The organism is Thiocapsa roseopersicina, from assembly GCF_900106925.1.
Classification (GTDB): Bacteria; Pseudomonadota; Gammaproteobacteria; order Chromatiales; family Chromatiaceae; genus Thiocapsa; species Thiocapsa roseopersicina.
Genome location: NZ_FNNZ01000013.1, coordinates 150395 through 172704, shown reverse-complemented (window position 1 = coordinate 172704; position 22310 = coordinate 150395). Strand labels below are relative to the sequence as shown.

Sequence of the window (22310 nt, the reverse complement as noted above, 5' to 3'; positions counted from 1 at the left end):
CCACACCCCGGCCGCGCGAGACCGGGGGAGCGCTTCGCCGACCCCTATCACGCAACTTGATCGCGAAACCATCAAAATCGCTGACCGCACTCATCCTGGCGGGGAGCAGCGCCGTGGACGAGTCCATGCTGACGGGCGAGCCGATCCCGGTGAGCAAGGCGGCCGGCGACAGGCTGATCGGCGCCACCCTCAACACCAGCGGCGCCCTGGCGATGCGGGCCGAGAAGGTCGGCGCCCAGACGGTGCTCGCCCAGATCGTGGAGATGGTTGCGCAGGCCCAGCGCTCCCGCGCCCCCATGCAGCGCTTGGCCGACCGCGTGGCAGGCTGGTTCGTGCTCGGCGTCGTGGCAATTGCGCTCCTGACCTTTTTCGGCTGGGGGTTCTTCGGCCCACAGCCGAGCTGGGCCTACGGCCTGATCAATGCGGTGGCCGTGCTGATCATCGCCTGCCCCTGCGCGCTTGGGCTGGCCACACCCATGTCGATCATGGTCGCCACCGGCAAGGCGGCGACTCATGGCGTGCTGTTCCGCGATGCGGCGGCCATCGAGACGTTGCGCAAGGTGGACACCCTGATCGTGGACAAGACCGGCACGCTCACCGAGGGTCGGCCCGCCTTTCACGGCGCGGTCGCGGCTACCGGCGGGGACGAAGCCGAGGTCGTGCGCATTGCCGCCAGCCTCGATCAGGGCAGCGAGCATCCATTGGCGCAGACCATCGTGACGGAGGCGCGTCGGCGCCAACTTACGCTCAGTACACCGGAGGGCTTCGAATCCTCATCGGGCATCGGCGTGCACGGCGTCGTCGATGGGCAAGAGGTCGTGCTCGGCAATACCGTGCTGATGGAAGAAAACGGCGTCGATTGGCATGCGCTGGAGCAGCAGGCCGAGGCCCTGCGCCAGGAAGGTGCCAGCGTCATGTTCCTCTCTGTTGCCGGCAAGGCGGTCGGGCTTGTGGCGGTGTCCGATCCCATCAAGGCGTCGACGCCGGAGGCATTGGATTTGCTCCGGGCCAGCGGCCTGTCCATCATCATGGCCACCGGCGATGGCGACACCACTGCCCGCGCCGTGGGTCGCAAGCTCGGCATCGATCAAGTCTTTGGCGAGGTCAAATCCAAGGATAAGGATGATCTGGTGGCCCGGCTCCAGGCGCAGGGACACAGGGTTGCCATGGCTGGGGACGGCATCAACGATGCGCCGGCACTGGCCCGCGCGAATGTCGGTATCGCCATGGGCACCGGCACCGACGTTGCCATGCACAGCGCCCAGGTCACGCTGGTGAAAGGGGACCTGCGAGGCATCGCCAGCGCGCGCCGGGTCTCGCTGGCGACCGTGCGCAACATGCGCCAGAACCTGCTGTTCGCACTCCTCTACAACGCCTTGGGGGTGCCGATCGCGGCCGGGGTGCTCTACCCTCTGACCGGGATGTTACTATCCCCCCTGATCGCGGCCCTGGCGATGAGCTTCAGCTCGGTCTCGGTGGTGACCAACGCCCTGCGGTTGCGTCGGGTCATCGTCTGACTGATCTGGACCCACGCGCACAAGGTCCTTGCTCGTTTACAGAGTCGCCATGACCGCTGCGTCGGAATAGACGAACCGTTATTCACGGTTCTCGTTCACCGGCCGCTGCCCAAGGGGATTCGCGTGCCGCACCCTTCGCTCGCGCGAGACGCGGGACGACGACGGATGCCACGCGAAACAGAACGCCCGCTGTCGACTCGACTGCGGCCACTGGGTCCGTCGGTTCTGGCGACCGCTTGTCGGACATCAATGCCGCTCGGAGGGGTTGCCGCGAGGGGTGCGGCTCTGCGTCCAATTCAGTCACCCAACGCGGAGGCTTGGGTGGCAGCAAACAGGATGTCCGCCACGCGGCCGTTGTCCTCCGGCGCTCGTGACGTCGTCCGAGCAAGCCCTCTTGCGCCGTACCGCGAAGCCTTCGAGCGTTACCTTGAGGATCGTCGCTACGCCACGTCTACGGCAGCCAGTTACCTCGGCAGCCTCGCTCATTTAGCGCATTGGATGGAGCAGGAACACCTCACTGTCGAGCAACTCGACGAAGCGGTGTTTGCCCGTTTTCTCGACGAGCATTTGCCGCAGTGCCGCTGTCCAGATCCTGTTATTCGTGGGCATGAGGCGCTTCGGGCCACATGCGGCCATCTACTTGCTGTACTGTGCGCCGACGGCTCAGCGATTTCGAGCCCGCGCTGATCCTGGCGTTCCTCTATGATCTTGAACAACAGCGCCACAACTGCGTGAGGAGCCGCAATCTGCGTCTCATGGCCCTGCGTGCGTTCTTGAAGTTCGCCGCCCGCCGCGACATCACGGCCTTGCATATCCTCAAGCAAGCCCTTGGAGTCCCCTCCAAGCGCAGCGAGCGTCCCATGCTCGGGTTCCTGTCCCATGAGGAGATGTTGGCCGTGATCGGCGAGCCGGGTTCGATGCCTCGCCGATATTCTTGTTGTGCTCCAGCAGTACGGTATTGCCAACATTCCAGATCCAATCTTCATACAGAGGCCCCGACTTCGACCAAAGGTGCTTAAAGTGTTGCGGCACGTCGTCGCGCGGCGAACGTGGAAAAGCATGCTCGCGATGCACCGCAATTCCATCGTCTTCGTTGATGTCCAGATCCAATATTGATAGAAATCCACCAGCCAGGCTTTCGTGAAGCGCGACAAGCCGAGGATCCCGAAGGTCTGAATGGTCGGATGCCAAACGCCACCATCGAATGGCTTACGAATTCTCCGGTAACCTCCAACTCGACACCGGCTCCAAGCCAGTCATAAAAATCGGCAATGGCTTCGATACTCTGTCCGGATACCGGACCGAAGCCGGCTCCCGCTCGATCTCAACGGCAACACGTTGCCCAGGGCACCTGTCGGCTCCTGATTCGTGCGACACCCTTTGAGCAGTCTAAGAGGTTGGTCCCGCTTAGCGAGCATTTCGCTTCGAGGACGTCTGCACGCCTTTGCCTGCGGATGGACAATGCTGGCAGGCGCTAGCCGCGAAGCCTCGGTCCGGAGCGCTCGATTCCTCGGGTGGAGTGGATGTTTCCTTGCCTGCATCCTTCTTGGTGGTACACGCTGCGACAGGGTACCCAAGCTGGGCGTAGGTTGCCCTGTTCTGAAGCTGGTCAGGCGGTGTTGGTTCTCTAGCAATGGCGTTGGGGACAGGGCAGAACATAAAGATTGGGATCAATTTCTTGGTAAAATTGGCCAATTTCTTACATAATATTTTACCGTCGAGGAAGCTGTAGTAGCTGTATCGAATGTAACTTGTTGTTTTTGATTCGGCTCACTCACTTAGTGAGGGGGTAGGGAGAAAAGCAGGTGTATTCTTCCCTGCTAAAGCTGAACTGCGTCCGGCGTGTCATGCTTTGTTGTCGCATGGGCTCAATCTCGCGTGGATCGATGAGGCTCGGAGCTGACGCGGTTCAGGTATGAAAAGCATTCGAGCTTTGAATTGCTTTGAATTGCTTTGAATCCTGCTTTTCCGAGACATCCGAGAGCAATGGCTCGTTGAACACGACAACTCACCATCTTCGGCTCTTCGGGCGCGGTTTAAAATGATCTATTTACCTAATATCTCAAGCCGCGCCGACGCAAACGGTCGTCAAATCTGCCGGGGCCGATCCCATCCAAAAACATCGCATACCGCGCTGGGCGCGGTTTAAGCGTTCAACCATCAGCGTCAAGGAGCATTGCGTGTGCTGACCCTTCTCGTCACCGGCGGGGCCGGATTCATCGGCGGCAACTTCGTCCACCACATCCTCGAGACGACCGATGCTCGGGTGGTCAACCTCGACCTTCTGACCTATGCCGGGAATCTGGACACCCTTGCCGATCTGAAGGACAACCCGCGCCACGTCTTCGTGCAGGGCGACATCGCCGATTCTGCGCTGGTCGCGCGACTCCTTGCGGAATACGAGGTCGACGCGGTCGTGAATTTCGCGGCCGAGAGTCATGTCGACCGCTCGATCGACGGCCCGGCCCAGTTCGTCCAGACAAACGTCGTCGGCACATTCAACCTGCTGGATTGCTCCCGTGCGCATTGGGCCAAGCGCAGCGGAGCGGCCAAGGACGCCTTCCGCTTCCTGCACGTCTCGACCGACGAGGTGTACGGCTCGCTGGGACCGACGGGGCTTTTCACCGAGTCGACTCCGTACGCGCCAAACTCGCCTTATTCGGCGTCCAAGGCGGCTTCCGACCATCTGGTGCGTGCCTGGTTTCACACCTACGGTCTGCCGGTGCTGACGACCAACTGCTCGAATAACTACGGGCCTTACCAGTTTCCCGAGAAGCTGATCCCGCTGATGATCCTGAAGGCGCAGCGCGGCGAGTCATTGCCCATCTACGGCGACGGCGGGAACGTGCGCGACTGGTTGTATGTCGTCGATCACTGCCGGGCGATCCTGCGCGTGCTGGAGGCCGGCAGACCAGGCGAGGTCTACAACGTCGGCGGCAACAGCGAGAAGACCAATCTCGAGGTCGTCGATACGCTCTGTGCCCTGCTCGACAAGCACCTGCCCGATTCGCCCTATCGGCCGCACGCGGGTCTGAAGACCTTCGTCAAAGACCGCCCCGGACACGATCGGCGCTATGCGATCGATGCCGGCAAGCTCAAGCGCGAGTTGGGTTGGGAACCGGCGGAGACCTTCGAGTCCGGCATGCGCCTGACGGTCGACTGGTATCTGGACCATCCGGACTGGTGCCGGCGCGTCACCGACGGGAGCTATTTGGGCGAGCGTCTCGGCGCCGCGGGTTGAGGGATCGGATTATGAATCGAAAAGGCATCATCCTGGCCGGGGGCTCCGGCACGCGTCTCTATCCGCTGACGCGGGCGATCAGCAAGCAGCTGCTGCCGATCTACGACAAGCCGATGATCTATTACCCGCTCTCGACCCTGATGTTGGCGGGGATTCGCGAGATCCTGATCATCTCCACGCCGCATGACCTGCCGATGTTCCGATCCCTGCTCGGGGACGGATCCCAATGGGGGCTCCATCTCGAATATGCCGAGCAGCCCCATCCGGGCGGGCTCGCGCAAGCCTTCCTGATCGGCAAGGACTTCGTCGGGACATCGCCATCCTGTCTCGTTCTCGGCGACAACATCTTCTACGGCCACGGTCTGGTCGATCAGCTGCGGGCCGCGGGTGCGCGCGAGCGCGGTGCTACCGTCTTCGGTTATTACGTCTCGGATCCGGAGCGCTACGGCGTGGCCGAGTTCGATGCGGCCGGGCATGTCCTGAGCCTCGAAGAAAAGCCGAGCAAACCCAAGTCAAACTGGGCGGTGACCGGCATCTATTTCTACGACAATCAGGTCTGCGGACTTGCCGAGGAGCTGCGTCCGTCGCCGCGCGGCGAGCTGGAGATCACGGACCTCAACATCCGCTATCTCGAGCAAGGCGAGCTGCACGTGAGCCGCATCGGTCGCGGCACGGCCTGGCTCGATACCGGCACGCACGAGTCCCTGATGCAGGCCGGGCAGTTCATCGAGACGATCGAGCGTCGCCAAGGTCTCAAGATCTGCTGTCCGGAAGAGGTGGCCTATTTCAACGGTTGGATCGACGACGATCAGCTCCGGGCGATGGGCGAGGCGCTGAAGAAAAGCGGCTACGGCGAGTATCTGCTCGGGCTGCTGCGTCGAGGTGACGTATGAAGGTTATCGAGACGGCAATCCCGGGTGTCCTTATCCTCGAGCCGAAGGTGTTCGGCGACGAGCGCGGCTTCTTCATGGAGACCTACCGCACCAATCGCTACGCCGAGATCGGCATCCCTGCGCCCTTTGTCCAAGACAACCTCTCCTACTCGCGCCGGGGGGTCTTGCGGGGCCTCCACGTTCAGCATCCGCACGCTCAGGGCAAGTTGGTACAGGTGATGGACGGCGAGGTCTTCGACGTCGCGGTCGATATCCGCCGCGGCTCGCCGACCTTCGGACGCTGGGTCGGTGCGACCCTGTCCGGAGAAAACCGTCGTCAGTTCTGGATCCCGCCGGGGTTTGCCCACGGCTTCCTGGTCACCGGCGACTCGGCCCTCTTCATCTACAAGAACACGGACTATTACAGCCCCGAGACCGAGCTCAGTCTGCGCTGGGACGACCCCGAGATCGGCATCGACTGGCCGCTCGAAGGGGCGCCCGAGCTCTCTGCAAAGGATTCGGCCGCAGCCTGTTTGAGCGAGATCCCACCCGAACGCCTTCCCGACTACGAGGCCAGCTTATGACCACCAAGCGCACGACCGCCGAACGGCCCCGCATCCTCCTGATCGGTGCCAACGGGCAAGTCGGCTGGGAGCTGCGGCGCACACTCGCGACACTCGGCGATGTGATCCCGGCCTCTCTCGAAGGGGAATACGGACCGACAATCGATCTGCTGGACCCTGCCGCCTTGGCGAGGCTCGTCGAAGATACCTCCCCTGACGCGGTCGTCAATGCCGCCGCCTACACCGCCGTGGACAAGGCCGAGTCCGACCGTGCCATCGCGCAGCGGATCAATGCCGATGCGGTCGGCGAGCTGGGTGCCATGCTGGCCGAGCGCGGGACGCCGATCGTCCATTACTCGACCGACTTCGTATTCTCCGGCAATCTGGATCGGCCCTATCGAGAAGACGACGCACCGGGACCGCTCAATGTCTACGGCGAGACCAAGCTTGGCGGCGAGCAGGCGCTGCTGAGCTCCGGCGCTCGTGCCCTGATCTTTCGCACGAGTTGGGTCTACGGCATCCGCGGCGCCAATTTCCTGCTGACCATGCTGCGACTGCTCAAAGAGCGCGACGAGCTGCGGATCGTCGACGACCAGATCGGCTCGCCGACCTGGAGTCGGATGTTGGCCTCGGCGACGGCCTTGGTGCTCTATAGAGTGTTGCGCGGCGAGCTGGATCTTGAGAAGGTCGGCGGGCTTTATCATCTGACTGGCTCGGGCCAGGTCAGCTGGTACGGGTTCGCGAGTGCGATCCTGGAGGACGCCGGTCTGGACGCGAGTCTGATCCCGATTCCTTCGTCCGAATATCCGGCGCCGGCGCGTCGCCCGCTCTACTCGGTCCTCGACAACAGCCTCTTCCAAGAGACCTTCGGACTGGCGATGCCCGATTGGCGTCTGTCGTTGAGGCAGTGTTTGGACGAGAAGACTTAAACCGCGCCCGGCGCGCTATGCGCTGTTTTTGGATGGGATCGGCCCCGGCAGACTTGACGGTCGTTGGAGTCGGCGCGGTTTAAGGTATTAAAAATATTAAGTTTTAAGCGGCGTCTCACCGAGATCGAGGAGATCTCCAAAGCCATAGGCAAAATGAAAATGACGCATGTCGCTCTGGACGTGGTTTAGGTTCTCGACACTGTCCCGAACAAGAGCGGTAGCACGTCGAGATAGCGCGAGGCGAAATGTACCTTAAATCCCTTGCGGACATGCTCGGGCACCTCTTCGAACTCGCCGCGGTTGTCCTCCGGTAGGATGATCTCGCGGATGCCGGCGCGCCGCGCCGCGATGAGCTTCTCGCGGATCCCGCCGACCGGGAAGACCTCGCCGGTCAGGGTGATCTCGCCGGTCATGGCGAGTCGGCGGATGGGTTGGTTGCGGGCGAGCGAGAGGAGGGCGGATGTCATGGTGATGCCGGCCGAGGGACCGTCCTTCGGGGTGGCGCCGGCCGGAACATGGACGTGGATGAAGGCGTTCTCGAAAAAGGCCGGATCGGCGCCGAGCTCGGCGGCGTGGCCGACCAGGTAGCCGTAGGCGATCTCGGCGGATTCCTTCATCACGTCGCCGAGCTGGCCGGTGAGCTTGAATCCGCGCGTGAAGCTGTGAGTTCGGGCGGCCTCGATGGAGAGCGTGGCGCCGCCCATGGCGGTCCAGGCCAGACCGGTGACGACGCCCGGGCCGGAGAGCTTTCGCTCGTCGCGAAACACCGGGCTGCCGAGATAGTCTTTGAGGTCGTCCTCGCCGACGCTGATCGGTGTCTCCTCGCCTTCGAGCATGCGCACGGCGACCTTACGCACGATCTTGCCGAGCTGTTTCTCCAGCCGACGCACCCCGGCATCTCGGGCATAGCCTTCGATCAGGGCGCGCAGCGTCTTGGTGTCGAGCGTCACCGCACGTTTGGCCAGACCAGCCCGGTCGATCTGGCGCGGCAGCAGATACTTCTTGGCGATCTGGAGCTTCTCCTCGGCGATATAGCCGGAGAGCTGAATCACCTCCATGCGGTCGAGCAAGGGGCCGGGGATGCTGTCGGTCTGGTTTGCGGTACAGACGAAAAGGACCTTCGAGAGGTCGAAGCGCAGATCCAGATAGTGATCGAGGAAGTCGCTGTTCTGCTCCGGGTCCAGGACCTCGAGCAGGGCCGAGGCAGGATCCCCGTGGTAGGAGGCGCCGACCTTGTCGATCTCGTCGAGCATGATGACGGGATTGGCCGTGCCGGCGTCTTTGATTGCCTGGAGAAACTTTCCCGGCATGGCGCCGATATAGGTGCGACGGTGGCCCTTGATCTCTGCCTCGTCGCGGATGCCGCCGACCGAGAAGCGATAGAAGCGCCGGCCCAGTGCATCGGCGATGGAGTGCCCGATCGAGGTCTTGCCGACACCGGGCGGGCCGACCAGCAGGATGATGGAGCCGGCGATCTCGCCCTTGTGGATACCCACGGCCAGGAACTCGAGGATGCGTTTCTTCACATCCTCCAGGCCGTAATGATCGCGATCCAGGACGCGGCGCGCGCGCTTGAGGTCCAGCTTATCGGCGGAGTGCTTGCCCCAGGGCAGGATGGTGATCCAGTCCAGATAGTTGCGGGTCACGGCGTATTCCGGAGACCCCGTCTCCAGCATGCGCAGCTTGTCCATCTCCTCTTCGACACGTTTGCTCGCCTGCTCGGTCAGGACGAGCTTTTCGATCCGCGCGGTGAAGCGGTCGATCTCGGCAGTGCGGTCGTCCTTCGCGATGCCCAGCTCCTTTTGAATCGCCTTGAGCTGCTCGCGTAGAAAGAACTCGCGCTGCTGCTTGTGCATCTTCTCCTCGACCGTGCGCCGGATCTTCTGTTGGGCGCGGGCGAGCTCGAGCTCGTTGTTGAGCAGGACCAGCACCTTTTCCATGCGCGGCAGCAGCGGCAGGATCTCCAACACCTCCTGGAGCTGCTCCTTGGTCGAGGTGGTGAGGCTGGCCGCGAAATCGGAGAGATGCGACGGATCATCGGGGCCGAAGCGGTCCAGGAACATCCGCAGCTCTTCGACATAGAGCGGGTTGAGCGGCAACAGCTCCTTGATGGTGTTGATCACGGCCATGGCGTAGGCCTTGATCTCCTCGTTCGGTCGACCCCCGGGCTCCGGGAGGTAGGTCACCTGTGCGTCGAACGGTGCTTCCCGGCTGACCCATGTCGCGATGCTGAAACGCTGCAGACACTCCACGAGGACCTGCAGGTGGCCGTCCTGGTGGTGGACGCGATGGACCCGGCAGGCCGTGCCGACGGGGTAGAAATCGGTTGTTTGCGCCTCCTCGGAGGTCTCGGTGCGGACCAGCACCACGCCGAGGATCTTGTGCTCGCTCTCCCCGACAACCTTGAGTGTCGAGGACCAGCTCTCCGCGTCCATCATCAGCGGAACGGCTTGGCCGGGAAAGAAGGGGCGCGAGGCGACAGGCAGGATGGGGATGCGGGTCGGGAGGACATCGTTGGCCCGCGCCAGCGTGATCTCCGAACCCTCGTCGACCTTGATTTCGCCCGAATCCTCGCCTGAACCCGCGTCCGCCATCTCGCTGTCCTCGGTTCGCCAATACCCCAATCGGACTGGTCAATTTCAGGGTACGAGCGGCGATTTGCAAGCAGCGTTTGCCAAGTGCGTATAGCTTGCGACATCGAGGTTTTCGGCCCTCAGTGTCGGGTCGATCCCGGTCGCGATCAGCAGCTGCGCATCCACCAGTTTGGACAGGCTGTTGCGCAGGGTCTTGCGCCGCTGCCCGAAGGCCGCGGCGACGATACGGGCGTGCAGTGCCGGATCATCGACGGGGAAGGGAAGCGGCCGATGGGGCCGTAACCGCAGGAAGGCGGACTCGACCTTCGGGGCCGGGGTGAAGGCGCCAGCACCGATGCGAAAGAGACAGTCCGCCGAGCACAGCGTCTGAACCATCACCGAGAGCCGTCCGTAGGTCTTGTCGCCCGGATCCGCGACGATGCGCTCGACGACCTCCTTCTGGAGCATCAAGTGCATATCCTCGATGCATTCGGCCTGCTCCAGGAATCGGAACAAGAGCGGTGTGGAGATGTTGTAGGGGAGATTCCCGACGAGACGCAGGCGTTCGCCCGCGTGCACGAGCGCGCAGAGGTCGAAGCTCAGGGCGTCGGCCTGGTGGATCCGCAGATCGCCGAGCGGGCCGAGCTGATCGCGCAGCGGGCCGATCAGGTCGCGATCCAGCTCGACGACATCGAGCGAGCCGACCGCAGACAGAAGCCCTTGTGTGATGGCGCCCTGCCCGGGACCGATCTCGACAACCCGCTCGCCCGGCGTCGCTGCAATCGCCCCGTGGATACGGTCGATCACCTGGCGGTCGTGAAGGAAGTTCTGGCCGAAGCGTTTGCGTGCGCGGTGCTCCATTAAACTGCGTCCGGCATGATATGGATTGACTGAACTTCGATTCGGCCTCCGATCAATCCACGGCCGTCGGAGCCGACGCAGTTTAAGTATTTCATTTTTAAAGCGTTGACATGCATTCGCGGTCTATTTCCATGTTATCGATTCGACGGCGATCTCGAGCACGCCAAGAGGCTTCGCTATGGACCTGTTCAGCATACTCCCTGTCTTATCATCCTAAACCGCGTCTACGCCGACGTTCGTGGCTTCATCGGCGGTTAAGCTCAAGTGAGCACTGAATAGGTTGTGCCGGACGCGGTTTAGCAATTGTGGCAGACCTCATGGGCGAACTGCTCGAGTTTACGCGTATCGGCGGCGAAGAGGCGGATACCCTCGGCGAGTTTCTCGGAGGCCATGGCGTCTTCGTTGAGCTCCCAGCGGAAGCCGGGCTCGTCGAAGCCGACCTTCGGGATCTCCATGCCGAGCGCCCGTTCGGGGTCCAGCTTGCGCGGGACATCGCCCTCGGTCGATGCGAGCTCGCCGAGCAGGGCCGGCGAGATGGTGAGGTAGTCGCAGCCGGCCAGCTCCAGGATCTCGTCGAGGTTGCGGAAGCTCGCGCCCATGACGACGGTGTCGTAGCCGTGGCGTTTATAGTAGTTGTAGATCCGGGTGACGGACTGCACGCCCGGGTCCTCGTCTGCCGGATAGCCGGGGACGTTGTCGGCGTTCTTGTACCAGTCGAGGATGCGCCCGACGAAGGGCGAGATGAGTGTGACACCCGCGTCGGCGCAGGCGACGGCTTGGGCGAAGCTGAACAAGAGGGTGAGATTGCAGTGCAGACCTTGGCGCTGCAGGATCTCCGCCGCTCGGATGCCTTCCCAGGTCGAGGCGATCTTGAAGAGGACTCGGGTGCTCGGGTCGATGCCGGCGGCTTGGTATAGCTCCACGAGCGCCGCGGCGCGCTTGAGCGTGGCCTCGGTGTCGAACGAGAGGCGGGCGTCGATCTCGGTCGAGACGCGCCCGGGAACGATCTTCAGGATCTCCGTGCCGAAGTTGACGGCGAGTTTGTCCATCGCCGCCCGGGCTTGATCCATCGGATCGCTGCCGCCCTCGCGCGTGCCGAAGAGGACGGCATCCTCGACCAGCTCGCGGTACTGCGGCATCTGGGCCGCTTTGAAGATCAGCGACGGGTTGGTCGTGGCATCTTGGGGCTGGTACTCGGCGATGGGCTCGAAATCGCCGGTGTCGGCGACGACTGTGGTCATGGTCTTGAGTTGGTCGAGCTTGCTCATGGTTCAACACCCTTCTGCAAGGTTGAGACGCGTCGGCGTCGATGGGTTGACCTTAACGGAATCCGATGACGATTTCGAATCCGGCCCCGCAGTCGATGCGTCTCGACAGCATGGCATGTCGCTGAGCCGCGCAAGAACCGCGCCGGCAGGACGGGCGCCGGAGACGTCTCGTCGGTGTCGATTTCGTGGATGTCCTCCGCGCGCTTGTCGTTCATACTCAAGATCTCTCTGGCCAAGGGTACGAGGTGTTCCGCACATCCCATGAGCCATTCGACCACGGAGCTTCGGGTTCCCGACGGCATGCCGTTCCAACAGGTCTCGGATCTGCTGACGGGACTTTATCGTCCCATCCTCGCGCCCTCGGAGACGACGAGGCGTGTATTTTACGACACCTTCGACTGGGCGATCTTTCACGACGGCGGTGCTTTGGAATGCCGCACGCAGCGCTCGACCCGGCGTCTGATCCGAAACGATCTCGACGGCGCGTCGCCGCCGCTGTCTCAGACCCTTGCCGGCGAGCCCGGTTTCGCCTCCGATCTTCCGCTCGGGCCGGTGCGCGAGCGCATCCTGGAGGTTTGCGGGATCCGAAGGCTGCTTCCACGCGTGGAGATCGAGAGTCATGTCACCGTCTTTCGGCTCGTCAACGACGATGCCGAGACCTTGTTGCGCGTCGAGCTCGAGACGATGATTGCACGCAACCCCGGTGTCGACACCTGCGGACCGCTCGCGTCGCGTATCCACCTCGTCGCAGAGCCCTACCACGAGCAGACGGCGCAGGAGGTGACGGATCTCCTCGCCGAGCGGCTCGGGCTCGAGGCCGTCGAGACGCCGATTCTGTCGGAGGCGCTGTCGGCGTGCGGTCGATCCCCCGGCGACTATTCGTCCAAGATCGAGGATCGACTCGATCCCGATCAGCGGTCGGACGAGGCGCTCAAGGTGCTCCTGAGGAGTCTGTTCGCGACCCTGGTCGCGAATCTGGACGGTGCGCGGGAGCATCTGGACACCGAGTTTCTGCATGACCTGCGTGTCGCCACGCGCCGCACGCGTTCGGTTCTGGGTCAGGCGAAGGGCGTCTTTCCGGCTGATCTTCTGGAGGATTACAAGGTCAGGTTCGCTTGGCTGCAGCAGATCACGGGGCCGGTCCGTGACCTGGACGTCTATCTTCTGGATTTCGACCGCTACCGCGAGGCCCTGCCGGTGCGCTTGCGCCCAAGTCTCGGCGCGGTCCATTCCTTCTTGTCGGCCCGCCGCAGCGAGGAGCAGGGTCGCCTTCCCGTCGCGTTTGACTCCCCCGCTTTTGCCGATTTGATGCGGGAGTGGCGGACCTTCCTCGAGGCACCGGTCGCCGAGCATCCGGCCGAGTCCGACGCCGCGGCTCCGATCAAGGCGCTCGCCGACGAGCGTATTCGGCGCATGGCGAAACGCGTGCGACGCGAGGGGCTCGCGATTCGACCGGACTCGCCCGCCACCGATCTGCATGAGCTGCGCAAGAGCTGCAAGAAGCTCCGATACCTCATGGAGCTTTTCCAGAGTCTCTACCCGCGGGGCAAGATGACCCGATTGATCAAGTTACTGAAAACGTTGCTCGATCATCTCGGTCTGGTTCAGGACTTGGCTGTACAGGCCGAGCACCTCCTCGACTGGGCCAAGCAGATGCACGCCGAGGGTCAGGCCGATACCGAGACGCTGCTCGCGATGGGTGCGCTCGTCGGTCAGCTCTTGGGACGCCAGGAGCAGGCTCGCGCGGCCTTCGCCGAGGTCTTCGATCAATATCTGCACGACGACCACCAAGCGTTGTTCCGTGCACTCTTCGACCGCAGCTGAGCCGCGTTCGGCGCGAGTCGTGCCGGTGCCGTATCCTGCCGGTGCCGTGCGGATGTGGCTCGGGCTCGATCAACAACCCTTGCCGCAGACGCGGTTCGGAGGAGGTGAAGAGAGGTGTCGATGAGATTGACTCTGCCGTCATGCCTGACGGCGTCGCTCGTGTTGCTCGCCGCTGCTGCGACAGGCGTCGGCGCGGCCAACCCGGAGGAGGGGCTCTTCGATCTGGAGGATCTTCGCGTGAAGATCACCGAGACCCTGCCCTATGTCGAGGTCGAGCACGCGGGAAAACCGGTCATCTTGATGCGTCATCAGGAGCCCGATCACACCATTGTCGCGCCCTACGATCAGACCGCCCGCGACTGTCCTCCCTACTGCATCCAACCGATGCAGCTGGCGCCCGGCGTGGAGACCATCGGCGAGCTCGAGCTGATCGCCTATCTCGAGCGCGCAGCCAAGGGCGAGCCGATCCTGGTGATCGACTCACGCACCGAGCCCTGGGTGTCGCAGGGGATGATCCCGGGTGCGATCCATCTCCCCTATACGCGACTGGATCCGGGGCACGCACAGCCCGAGGCGATCGCTGAGCTGTTGGAATTCGAGCTCGGCGCGATTCGCTTGAATGCGCTCTGGAACTTCAGCGCCGCCAAGACGTTGGTCTTTTACTGCAACGGCCCTTGGTGCGGGCAGTCCCCGACCAATATCCGCGCCTTGCTGGCGCTCGGCTATCCTGCGGATCGGATCAAGTGGTATCGCGGCGGGATACAGATGTGGGAGCAGCTCGGCTTGACGACCGTGAAGCCGTCGGCGAACGCCGACGACTGAACCGCGTCTGGAGCCGTATGCGCCGTTTTTGGATTGGATCGGTAAGGGATGACGCTGCGAGTGCCGGAGTCGATTTTGTTTAGGTTTCAAAGAATCATCGTCGGCGATCCGGTTTCGCCATGCATCGCGGCCCCATCGGTCGGCTGCGATAGCCGAGATGCGCATTCGTTCGGGTCGATCAGCCGCCGCACCCAATCCAGCATGGGCTCGATCGCCGCTTCGGCTGTCGGCGTCAGCACGTAATTGGAATAGTCGAACGAGCTCCCGCACGCCGTGACCAGGAAGGTCTCGGGAACCTTGTCGTAGAGTGTCTCGCACCAGGCAAGAAGCTCGCGCGGATCCAGGAAATGCGCCATGGTCGACATGGCGCTGGCGTCGGGGGCGAGCGATCGGCAGCGCACCTCGCCCGGTGCGCCGTCGACCGCGGCGTCGAGAAAGACGACGCGGTCGTGCTCCACCAAATCGGCGACCAGCTCGGCAGTGAGGATGTGGCGCGAGATCACCTCCACGCCTTCGGGCATGCCCTCCGCCTGCAGCCGATCCGCAACCAGCGGCCCAATCGCGTCGTCGCCGCGGATCGGGCTGCCGTAGCCGATGATCAAGACCTTCCTGCCCTCCATGCGTGCATGATCCATTCAGCCGCGCCTGAGCGTGTCGACGACCCGGCCGGTCGCATCCTTGAGCTCGATGGCGATCGGCATCTCGCCGAAGGCGTGCGAGGCGCAGGATAGACAAGGGTCGAAGCAGCGAATGACCGCCTCGACGCGATTGAGCATCCCCTCCTGGAGATTGTTGCCGTCGACATAGGCATCGGCGACCTGACGGATGCTCTGGTTCATGGCGAGGTTGTTGTGTCCGGTTGCGATGATGAGGTTGACCCAGGTGATGAGCCCCTCGTCGTCGATGCGGTAGTGATGCATCAGCAACCCGCGCGGGGCCTCGGCGACCCCGATCCCTTCGTAGCGGTTGCTGCGGGCGCGGGCACGCACGCGCGCGTCGAGGATGGTCGGATCCTTGAGCAGGCGCTCCATCATCTCGAGTGCGTAGATGATCTCGACGAGGCGGGCGTAGTGATAATGGAAGCTGCTCGCGATCGGGCCGGATTCCTGAAGCATATGGAACTCGGCGAGCGCCACGTCGGCATAGGGCGTTCCGCAGGCATCGACGTTGTTCAGACGTGCAAGGGGTCCGACCCGATAGATCCCCTTGGGATAGCCCTGCGGCTTGTAGTAGGGGAACTTCATGTAGCTGAAGTCCTCGACCGCTTCGCCGATCAGACGCTCGTACTCGTGCGGCGGCACCATGTCTTCGAGGATGCGGCCTTGGGCATCCTTGAGCCGCAGGAGGCCGTCGTAGTGCTCCAGGTGTCCCTTGGGGCTCACCAGGCTGAGGAACATGGTCGGTTGATTGCCGAAGTGACTGGCCTCGTCCTTGAACTTGGGCACCAGGGTCTTGAAGAAGGCGTAGGTGCGTTTGGCGATGTCCAGCCCTTCCGGGAGCAGGGCGAGCATGGCGTCGCGCTTCTCCTGAGTCAGCGGCTCGCTGACCCCGCCGGGGACGACCCAGGTCGGGTGGATCTTCTTCCCGCCCAGGGTCTCGATGATGGTCTGGCCGATCTGGCGCAGTCGGATTCCGTCCTTGGCCAGCGCCGGGTCTTGGCGCATGACGCCGAAGATGTTGCGCGAGACCGGGTCGGAGTCCCAGCCGAGCAAGAGATCCGGCGAGGAGAGATGAAAAAACGACAAGGCGTGCGACTGGGTGATCTGCGCGAGGTTGATGATGCGGCGCAGTTTTTCGCCGGTCGGCGGTATGCTGACCGAGAGCAGGTGATCGCAGGCCTTGTTGGATGCCAGCACATGACTGACCGGGCAGATCCCGCAGGTCCGCGCAGTCAGTGCCGGCATCTCGCGATAGGGCCGACCCTCGCAGAATTTCTCGAAACCGCGAAACTGGGTGAGATGGAACTTGGCGTCTTCGACCTCTCCGGCATCCCCGAGCTGCAGGGTGATGCGGGCATGGCCCTCGATGCGGGTAACGGGTTCGATGACGACGGTGCGGCTCATGGATGCGGCCCCTGGCGGTTGGAATTCGGTGTGGCGTTCGAGTCGTCGCCCTCGTTGCTCAAGGCGCGCTCGGTGATCTCGTGATAGAGATGGGTCATCCGGGCGATGATGTCGTCGAGCTCCGGATGTTGTGCCCACTTGGACTGCTTGTCCTTGGCATCGGCGAAGACCTCGGTCAACAACTCGATATCGAAGCTGTCGAGCCGGGCGCCGCCCTCGACCTTGGCCTTGATGTCGAGCAGGCGCGGCAGACGTTGGGTTCGCAGACGCTCGAGGAGCGCGACGATCACGCCCGTGTCGGCATCCTGCGGTGCTTGGCTTCCGACAGGCGGCTTGGTCATGGCTTCAGGCCCCGAACCGGGTTACGGCGCTGGGATCCGGTATGCGCCCCGCAATCAGCTCGCTGAGCACATACCAGATGGCGTCGGCGCTCGGCGGGCAGCCGGGAACGAAGACATCGACCCCTACGACACCGTGGATGGGTTTGACGACGGCCAGCAAGGCCGGAACGCCTTGCGTCGGGGTCTGCGGCTGGATGGTGACGGTATCGCGGTAGGCGCGGTCGACCACGTCCGACAGCTTGAAGTGGTTGCGCATGGCCGGGACGTTTCCGTTCACGGCGCAATCGCCCAGGCTGACCAGGATCTTGCAGTGCTTGCGGAATGTCAGGGCCTTCTCCAGGTCGTCTTCGGAGCTGACCGAGCCTTCCAGGATGCCCACATCCACATGGTCGGGCAGGGTCTTGGTGTCGACCAGCGGGCTGTAGACGATGTCGACCTGTTGAACCAGCTCGATCAGGCGCTCGTCCATGTCCAGGAAGGACATGTGACAACCCGAGCAGCCGTCGAGCCAGGTGGTCGCGACCGTGATCTTGGGCGATGTGCTCATTGGGCATGTCTCCGGCGGGCGAGAATCGGCAAGAAGTGTTGATCTTTGACCATCTCGCCGACCGAAGTGCCCTGCTTGACCAGCGCGCCGGTCGGGCAGACCTGAACACATTTGCCGCAGCTGGTGCAGGTGTCGCTCTCGCCCCAGGGTTGCGCCATGTCTGTGATCACGCGGCACTCGGTGCCGCGGCCCATGACGTCCCAGGTGTGGGCTCCCTCGATCTCGTCGCAGACGCGCACGCAGCGGGTGCAGAGGATGCAGCGGTCGTGATCGAGCCGGAACATCTCGTGCGAGCTGTCGACCGGGTAGCTGGCCTGCCGGTAGGGCACGCGGACATGGTCGACACCGCACTTCTGGGCCAGGTACTGCAGCTCGCAGTGACCGTTGGAGACACAGACCGAGCAGACATGGTTACGCTCGGCGAAGAGCAGCTCGACGATGGTGCGGCGATAGCGCTGGAGCTTCTCGGTGTTCGTCTGGATCCGCATCCCCTCGGTCACCCGCGTCGAGCAGGCGGCCAACAGGCGGCCCTGACCGGCCAGCTCGACGAGACAGAGACGACAGGCGCCCCACACCGAAAGACCTTCGAGATAACAGAGGCTCGGGATCGGGATCTGATTCTCGCGACAGACCTCGATAATGGTCTCGTCCTCGCGGGCGGAGAGATCCCGGCCGTCGATGTTGAGCGTGACGACGCGGACGTTCGGTTGCTTGGCGGGTGGGGGCATATCGGCTCCGTCAACCTCGTTCGTGCAGTTTGAACCGCGAAGACGCATTGGACGCAACGCAGCGTCCGTCGCGGTCGATGTTCGTTTCCGGTGGCATCTAGTGGCGTCGAGCCCGGCCGCTCGACACCCTGTGTTTCTGTCGCGTTTTGCGCCTTCGTGATCGCTAAAGCCTTCTCCGCGCTAAACCGCGTCCAGAGCGACATGCGTCATGTTCATGTTGCATTTGCCTTTGGAGATGTCGTCGACCTCGGTGCGACGCGGTTTAAAATTTAAGATCCTTTAATACCTTAAACCGCGCCGGCTCCGACAGTCGTCGGAGCCGGCGCCCACCAAGCCACTCCAACACATAACGCAAACCGCACCGGGCGCGGTTTAAGCGTCGCCGAGCTTCGCTTCATACTCGTCGCGGAAATAACGCATGGTGCTCAACACCGGATTCGGCGCCGTCTGCCCCAGTCCGCAGAGACTGGTTGCCTGCACCACCTCGCAAAGCTCTTCCAAAAGGGCCAGCTCGGCCCGTGTGGCCTGCGCCTTGGCCAGCCGATCGAGGATGCTGTGCATCTGCTGTGTCCCCGTCCGGCAGGGGATACACTTTCCGCAAGATTCGGTCATGCAGAATTCCATGAAATAGCGCGCGACATCGACCATGCTGGAGGTCTCGTCCATGACGATCATGCCGCCCGAGCCCATCATGGTCCCGAGAGTCTTGAGACTGTCGTAATCCACGGCGATGTCGAGGTGCTGCGCCGGGATACAACCGCCCGACGGACCGCCGGTCTGCACCGCCTTGAAGGCCTTGCCGCCCGGGATGCCGCCGCCGATGACCTCGATGATGTCGCGCAGCGAGGTGCCCATCGGGACCTCGATGAGGCCGGTGTTGGTGATGGTTCCGGCGAGCGCGAAGACCTTGGTCCCTTTCGATCGCTCGGTGCCGATCGAGGCGAACCAGTTGCCTCCCTCGCGCACGATCGGGGCGATGTTGGCGAAGGTCTCGACGTTGTTGATGAGCGTGGGGTGGCCCCAGAGCCCCGACTCGGCGGGGTAGGGCGGACGCGGGCGCGGTTGGCCCCGTAGACCCTCGATGGAGGCCATGAGCGCCGTTTCTTCGCCGCAGACGAAGGCCCCGGCGCCGAGCCGGATTTCGACCTCGAGGCTGAACTGGGTGTCGCCGATCTTGTTGCCCAAAAATCCTGAGCGCTTGGCTTTGCGTATGGCGGTCTGGAGTCGCTCGACCGCGAGCGGGTACTCGGCGCGGACATAGACGTAGGCCTTGTTCGCCCCGATCGCGTAGGCAGCGATGGCCATGCCCTCGAGGACGCGATGCGGGTCCGACTCCAGGATCGCCCGATCCATGAAGGCGCCCGGGTCGCCTTCGTCCGCGTTGCAGATGACGTATTTTTGGGTCGCCGGCATCTTGGCGACGGTCGACCATTTCAGACCGGTCGGATAGCCGCCGCCGCCGCGTCCACGCAGACCGCTGTCGGTCACTTCGCGCAGGACATCGGCCGGGGTCATCTCGCTCAAGGCCCGGATCAGTGCCGAGTAACCGCCGACGGCCACATAGCCCTTGAAGCTGTCGGGATCGATGATGCCGGCATTCTCCAGCACGATCTTCTGTTGGCGCGCGAAGAAGGGCTGATCCGTCGGGCAGCGCAGACGCTCCACGGGTGGGCCATCGAGGCTTGCGATGATGTCGGCGGCGTCATCCGCCGTGACGTCGCGATAGATCGTGGACTCTTCGAGCGAGGCTTCCCGGTCGGCGATCGACACCAAGGGGCCGGCCGAGCAGAGTCCCATACATCCGACCCCTTTGACCTTGCACGAAGGTTTGCTGTCCCCGAGACCGGCAACGAGTGCATCCAAGACGGGGGCCGCGCCGGAAGACTGGCAACTGGCGGCCATGCAGACGCGGACCTCGCGCTCGACGTTCGCGTCGATCGCACGGTATTGCTCGGCCAGATCGGCCAGATCGTCGAGGTTCATCAGGTCAGCTCCTCGAGCTTGGCAATGAGTGTTTCGCTGTCGAGTTTTCCCAGCACATCGCCGTCGATCACGATCGCCGGGGCCAGACCGCAGGCGCCGACACAGCGTGCCGTCAACAGCGACAGCCGGTCGTCTTCGGTCGTTTCGCCGGGATTGATGTCGAAGCGCTCCTGCAGGCGCTCGACGAGGCCCCCGGCGCCTTTGATGTAGCAGGCGGTGCCGGTGCAGACGACGCAGGCATGACGCCCTTTCGGCTTGAGCGTGAAGAGGTGATAAAAGGTCGCGACACCGTAAACCTTGCTCAGCGGAAGGTCGAGCGATGCTGCAACAAACCGCAAGGAGCCCTCGTCGAGAAACCCGAAGGCGTCCTGCACGCTGTGCAGGGTCTCGATCAAGGCGTGGTCGGCATAGCCGTTGCGGCGCATGGTCGCGTTGACGAGCTTCCAACGCTTGTCGTCACTGGGCAGTGGCGGCTTGGCTTGCTGCAGACTCATCTCCCCTCCAATTCAATGGGTCATGGTTGCCGAGCGATCACGTCGCCGACGGCGATGCGATCGAACGATGCCACAAGTCTATGACACATGGATAGCACGACGACGTTCTTCTTTTCGCGCACTTTCGGTGCGCTCCGCGTCGCCGCGCTTCCTTTCGGTGCCGCCCCGCTCCCGGCTATACTCGCGATCCGACCAGACGGCCGCCAACGAGATCGATCCCATGGACAACGTGCCAGCTTCCCGTAAGCGACCACGCGGCATCTATTTGCTGCCCAATCTTTTCACCACGGCGGCGCTGTTCGCCGGGTTTTATGCGGTCCTCGCGGCGACCCAGGGACGTTTCGAGGCGGCTGCGCTCGCGATCTTCGCGGCCCAAGCGCTCGACGGGATCGACGGGCGCGTGGCTCGCATCACTCAAACCCAAAGCGATTTCGGTGCCGAGTACGACAGTCTCTCGGACATGGTGGCCTTCGGGGTTGCCCCGGCGCTGGTCGCCTATCACTGGGCCTTGGGCGGACTCGGTAAGGTCGGCTGGCTGGCCGCCTTCGTTTTCACCGCCGCCGCGGCTTTACGCCTGGCGCGGTTCAACACGCAGGTGCGGATCGCCGACAAGCGTTACTTCCAAGGTCTCGCCAGCCCGGCCGCCGCGGCCATCATCGCGAGCGGGGTCTGGCTCGGCACGGATACGGGGGTCGCCGGGGCCGATGTCGCCTGGCTTGCGGCCATCCTCACTGCGGGTGCCGGTCTGCTGATGGTGAGTAATTTTCGGTACATCAGCTTCAAGCAGCTTAACTTCCAGGGCCGCGTCCCCTTTCTATTAGCCGTCGCCGTGATGCTTGGCTTTGCCGTGGTCTTTGTCAATCCACCGCTGATGCTCTTTTTGATGGCGACGACCTACGCCGTTTCGGGACCAGTGTGGACCTTGATGCGATTGCGCCAGAGTCGTCTGCGCCATCGGCGCGATTCGCACTGAGATCGGTCCGGTCAATCGCGCCTGCGGTCGGCAGCCGATTCGGATGGTCTCGGATTCGGTGGGTGGTCGCCTCCCTGATTCATGGCGTGCTCGATGGTTCGCGCGCAAGGTGCTTGGTCGGGCGCCGTATCGACGGGGCACTTTTCCCGGGTCCGGAAACTGCTAGGATGCGATCTTCGAGGCCAAACCATGGGCTTAAACCGCGTCCAGAGCCAGATGCTGATTTTCGAGTGAGGTCGACGTTTTGTGCAGCCACAGCCCTTAGCGGGTACGCGGTTCGTAATGATATATTTTTGAATTATTAAACCGCGCCGGCTCCAGCGGCCGTCCCGTCTGCCGAGGCCGATCCCATCCAAGGACATCGCATACCGCGCAGGGCGCGGTTTAAGCCCCGACGGATCGACCGCGAGCGGATGGCCTGGATGGCTGCCCGCGCCTGTGACGGCGCCCTGTCGGGCAACACCAGATCTCCCTGTTCGAGGGCCGAAATGAACGATGCGTCCGAGAAAAAGCCTGGCTTGCTGCGCCGTATCGGATCGTCGCTTTCCCGAAGACTGGTCGCCCGGGTGCCGGACGAGGTCTCCTGTTGCGAGTTCGATTGCCGCAAAACGGAATGCGCCCAGGGCAATTGGGAGGAATGCACCGTGCGCCTGGACTATGCCCGGCGTCTTCGCGACGGGCATTGCCCGGATCGCGAGCAGTCGTAGCGTC

General features: G+C 63.2%; 19 protein-coding genes. 9 read left to right on the top strand and 10 right to left on the bottom strand.

Annotation, left to right across the window (positions count from 1 at the left end):
• The first annotated feature begins 56 nt into the window (after positions 1 to 56).
• From BLV04_RS14775 to rfbD, 5 genes are all read left to right on the top strand, one after another.
• The gene (locus BLV04_RS14775; RefSeq protein WP_443080515.1) at positions 57 to 1517 is read left to right on the top strand and encodes a copper-translocating P-type ATPase; all 1461 of its coding nucleotides are present in this window, start codon (positions 57 to 59) and stop codon (positions 1515 to 1517) included.
• Between the two features lie 2182 nt (positions 1518 to 3699).
• Positions 3700 to 4758, top strand: a complete 1059-nt coding sequence (gene rfbB / locus BLV04_RS14765) for a dTDP-glucose 4,6-dehydratase (protein WP_093033575.1) — start codon at positions 3700 to 3702, stop codon at positions 4756 to 4758.
• Positions 4759 to 4769: 11 nt separating this feature from the next.
• A complete protein-coding gene (gene rfbA / locus BLV04_RS14760; protein ID WP_093033572.1) occupies positions 4770 to 5651 on the top strand; it encodes a glucose-1-phosphate thymidylyltransferase RfbA in 882 nt (293 codons plus the stop codon).
• Positions 5648 to 6214, top strand: a complete 567-nt coding sequence (rfbC, locus tag BLV04_RS14755) for a dTDP-4-dehydrorhamnose 3,5-epimerase (RefSeq protein ID WP_093033569.1) — start codon at positions 5648 to 5650, stop codon at positions 6212 to 6214. The genes rfbA and rfbC overlap by 4 nt, the downstream gene beginning before the upstream one ends.
• Entirely contained in the window at positions 6211 to 7122 is a 912-nt protein-coding gene (rfbD, locus tag BLV04_RS14750) for a dTDP-4-dehydrorhamnose reductase (RefSeq protein ID WP_093033566.1), read from the top strand. Before rfbC ends, rfbD begins: the two co-directional genes overlap by 4 nt.
• Before the next feature lie 185 nt (positions 7123 to 7307).
• Here the strand turns inward: rfbD and lon are convergent, their stop codons facing one another.
• The 3 genes from lon to tal form a co-directional block, all read right to left on the bottom strand.
• Positions 7308 to 9716 (bottom strand): endopeptidase La, encoded by a 2409-nt coding sequence (gene lon / locus BLV04_RS14745; protein WP_093033563.1) that lies wholly within the window; start codon positions 9714 to 9716, stop codon positions 7308 to 7310.
• A gap of 45 nt (positions 9717 to 9761) precedes the next feature.
• On the bottom strand, positions 9762 to 10556 hold the full coding sequence (rsmA, locus tag BLV04_RS14740) for a 16S rRNA (adenine(1518)-N(6)/adenine(1519)-N(6))-dimethyltransferase RsmA (protein WP_093033560.1): 795 nt from the start codon (positions 10554 to 10556) through the stop codon (positions 9762 to 9764).
• Positions 10557 to 10852: 296 nt separating this feature from the next.
• Entirely contained in the window at positions 10853 to 11824 is a 972-nt protein-coding gene (gene tal, locus BLV04_RS14735; protein WP_093033556.1) for a transaldolase, read from the bottom strand.
• Positions 11825 to 12085: 261 nt separating this feature from the next.
• Between tal and BLV04_RS14730 the strand changes: the two genes are divergently transcribed.
• Positions 12086 to 13648, top strand: coding sequence for a CHAD domain-containing protein (locus tag BLV04_RS14730; RefSeq protein ID WP_245731900.1), 1563 nt, complete (start codon positions 12086 to 12088; stop codon positions 13646 to 13648).
• A gap of 120 nt (positions 13649 to 13768) precedes the next feature.
• Entirely contained in the window at positions 13769 to 14470 is a 702-nt protein-coding gene (locus BLV04_RS14725; RefSeq protein WP_245731899.1) for a rhodanese-like domain-containing protein, read from the top strand.
• Positions 14471 to 14556: 86 nt separating this feature from the next.
• Here BLV04_RS14725 and BLV04_RS14720 read toward each other — a convergent pair whose 3' ends face one another.
• From BLV04_RS14720 to hoxE, 7 genes are all read right to left on the bottom strand, one after another.
• Positions 14557 to 15105, bottom strand: coding sequence for a hydrogenase maturation protease (locus BLV04_RS14720; protein WP_245731898.1), 549 nt, complete (start codon positions 15103 to 15105; stop codon positions 14557 to 14559).
• On the bottom strand, positions 15106 to 16533 hold the full coding sequence (locus tag BLV04_RS14715; protein WP_093033550.1) for a Ni/Fe hydrogenase subunit alpha: 1428 nt from the start codon (positions 16531 to 16533) through the stop codon (positions 15106 to 15108). It abuts the gene before it with no gap.
• Positions 16530 to 16874, bottom strand: a complete 345-nt coding sequence (locus BLV04_RS14710; protein ID WP_093033547.1) for a hypothetical protein — start codon at positions 16872 to 16874, stop codon at positions 16530 to 16532. Before BLV04_RS14710 ends, BLV04_RS14715 begins: the two co-directional genes overlap by 4 nt.
• Positions 16875 to 16878: 4 nt before the next feature.
• Complete coding sequence (locus BLV04_RS14705; protein WP_093033544.1) at positions 16879 to 17421, bottom strand: NADH-quinone oxidoreductase subunit B family protein; 543 nt, start codon at positions 17419 to 17421, stop codon at positions 16879 to 16881.
• Positions 17418 to 18149, bottom strand: coding sequence for a bidirectional hydrogenase complex protein HoxU (gene hoxU, locus BLV04_RS14700; RefSeq protein WP_093033541.1), 732 nt, complete (start codon positions 18147 to 18149; stop codon positions 17418 to 17420). The genes BLV04_RS14705 and hoxU overlap by 4 nt, the downstream gene beginning before the upstream one ends.
• 372 nt (positions 18150 to 18521) lie before the next feature.
• The gene (gene nuoF / locus BLV04_RS14695; protein WP_093033539.1) at positions 18522 to 20132 is read right to left on the bottom strand and encodes an NADH-quinone oxidoreductase subunit NuoF; all 1611 of its coding nucleotides are present in this window, start codon (positions 20130 to 20132) and stop codon (positions 18522 to 18524) included.
• On the bottom strand, positions 20132 to 20626 hold the full coding sequence (gene hoxE, locus BLV04_RS14690; RefSeq protein WP_093033536.1) for a bidirectional hydrogenase complex protein HoxE: 495 nt from the start codon (positions 20624 to 20626) through the stop codon (positions 20132 to 20134). The genes nuoF and hoxE overlap by 1 nt, the downstream gene beginning before the upstream one ends.
• 220 nt (positions 20627 to 20846) lie before the next feature.
• Between hoxE and pssA the strand changes: the two genes are divergently transcribed.
• Positions 20847 to 21599 (top strand): CDP-diacylglycerol--serine O-phosphatidyltransferase, encoded by a 753-nt coding sequence (gene pssA / locus BLV04_RS14685; protein WP_093033533.1) that lies wholly within the window; start codon positions 20847 to 20849, stop codon positions 21597 to 21599.
• A 422-nt stretch (positions 21600 to 22021) separates the two neighbouring features.
• Positions 22022 to 22306, top strand: a complete 285-nt coding sequence (locus BLV04_RS14680; protein WP_139191940.1) for a hypothetical protein — start codon at positions 22022 to 22024, stop codon at positions 22304 to 22306.
• Positions 22307 to 22310: the final 4 nt, after the last annotated feature.